The 1961-nt window shown below is 30.3% G+C and carries 4 protein-coding genes and 1 pseudogene; all 5 read left to right on the top strand.

The annotated features are described in order from the left end of the window. A partial coding sequence (locus tag F7018_RS13230) for a peptidase domain-containing ABC transporter (RefSeq protein ID WP_150900557.1) occupies positions 1 to 848 on the top strand: 848 nt, incomplete at its 5' end. 86 nt (positions 849 to 934) lie between these two features. Next, positions 935 to 1096 carry a hypothetical protein gene (locus F7018_RS18525; protein ID WP_175578731.1) on the top strand — a complete coding sequence of 54 codons (162 nt, stop codon included), beginning with the start codon at positions 935 to 937 and terminating at the stop codon, positions 1094 to 1096. Positions 1097 to 1133: 37 nt separating this feature from the next. Then, entirely contained in the window at positions 1134 to 1280 is a 147-nt protein-coding gene (locus F7018_RS18690; RefSeq protein ID WP_217701381.1) for a hypothetical protein, read from the top strand. 114 nt (positions 1281 to 1394) lie between these two features. Further along, the gene (locus F7018_RS13225) at positions 1395 to 1583 is read left to right on the top strand and encodes a hypothetical protein (RefSeq protein WP_150900556.1); all 189 of its coding nucleotides are present in this window, start codon (positions 1395 to 1397) and stop codon (positions 1581 to 1583) included. 55 nt (positions 1584 to 1638) lie between these two features. After that, positions 1639 to 1961, top strand: a pseudogene (locus F7018_RS13220) (HlyD family secretion protein); the annotation flags it as partial.

Genomic DNA, 1961 nt, shown 5'->3' with positions numbered 1-1961 from the left:
TTATGAGAGATGTACAAGATGCACAAATATCGGTTGATCGACTAGGGGAAATTCATAACATGGAAGATGAAGAAAATCCAGATGATGAGAAAGTAACCAATATTCCAGAGAATGCAGCTATTACATTAAAAAATATCTCATTTAGATACACAGGTGGATTAGAACCAGTACTTAAAGATTTATCATTAGAAATACCTGCTAATAAAACCACTGCTATTGTTGGAGTTAGTGGAAGTGGAAAAACAACACTAATGAAATTATTACTTGGGTTTTACCAGGTAGACCAAGGAGATATTATGATTAATAATTTTAATCTGAAAAACATCTCACAAAAAGAATGGAGAAGAAACTCAGGAGTGGTGATGCAAGAAGGATATATTTTTAATGATTCCATTGCCAAAAACATTGCTGTAGGAGAAGATTATGTAGATAAAGAAAAACTAGCACATGCTATTGATGTAGCTAACATCTCAGATTATATAGAAGGACTTCCTTTAGGCTACAATACTAAAATAGGTAGTGAAGGAAATGGATTGAGTACAGGACAAAAGCAACGTTTATTAATCGCTCGATCAGTATATAAGAACCCAAAGTTTTTATTCTTTGATGAAGCAACTTCAGCTTTAGATGCCAACAATGAAAAGGTGATTATGGAGAAGTTAAACACATTTTTTGCCAATAAAACAGCTGTGGTTATTGCTCACAGACTAAGTACCGTAAAAAATGCTCATCAAATAGTTGTGTTAGACAAAGGAAATATTATAGAGAAAGGTTCTCATGAAGAACTTATCAAATTAAAAGGAAGTTATTACCATTTAGTTAAAAATCAACTTGACTTGGGTAAGTAAAAATATTTTTTCGCGAAAAATAGACATAGACCTTGAGTGTCTTTAAACAGTTCAAGGATTTAATCAATTTTTTAAATCATTTAATTATGAGAAAATCAATTTTAAGCTTGGGTAAAGCTTTAAATAAAGCAGAACAAAAAAATGTAAATGGAGGTATCAGCTGCTTCGAAGTACCATGTGAAGAGCAACAATTAGGACATACTTTCACTCCATGGTTATGCATTAATGGTACTTGTATCGCTGGATAAACATCTCAAATTAATTATTTTTTTAAATCATTTAAATATGAAAAATTCAATTTTAAACTTAGGTAAAGTTCTAAACAAAACAGAACAAAAAAATGTAAATGGAGGAGCTCCACTTTGTTCACAAGACATATGCGACATATGGGACTCATTAATATTTAAACCTTTTTGTGTTTGCTATCAATAATTGATAGTTATAATTTCAAACCTTTTAAAAAAAGGAAGAATTTTCAGAAAAGACATATACCTTGAATGTCTCTAATTCTTCAAGGAAATTATTATAATTTTAAAACAAAATAAAATGAAAAAATCAATTTTAAACATAGGAAACGCTTTAAATAAAGCAGAACAAAAAACTATTAATGGAGGAGGCTATATTGTTAGATGTAATGCAGGTGCTAGTGGTTGTCCATGTGATTGCTATATTGATATTGATGGTGAATGTGTTACTGATTTATCAAGACGTTCAGAGCCATGCCAAGATTATTAATTTAATTAATCGAATGAGGTGACATGAATCACCTCATTCTTTTCAATTCAAATCTATGCCGCAGAATAATTCAGATATAGAAATTCGTAGTGAAGATGTACAAGAAATACTAAGCCAAGTACCCAATTGGATGATACGTTGGGGAAATACTTTATTTTTAGTATTAATTCTTATGCTTTTATTTATCTCATGGTTTGTTAAGTATCCAGATGTAATTACCTCAGAGGTAATGGTAACTACATCATTTCCACCTGAAAAAATATATGCTAAATCAACAGGGCAATTTGAAGTGTTTTTAGCTAATGAAGGAAAAAATGTTTCAAAAAATGAAATGCTAGCTGTAATCGAAAATAGTGCTTCTTATAAAGATGTTTTGTT

Origin of the sequence: Tenacibaculum aiptasiae, assembly GCF_008806755.1 — a bacterium.
GTDB classification, from domain to species: Bacteria; Bacteroidota; Bacteroidia; order Flavobacteriales; family Flavobacteriaceae; genus Polaribacter; species Polaribacter aiptasiae.
This window is presented reverse-complemented; position numbering and strand designations above follow the sequence as displayed.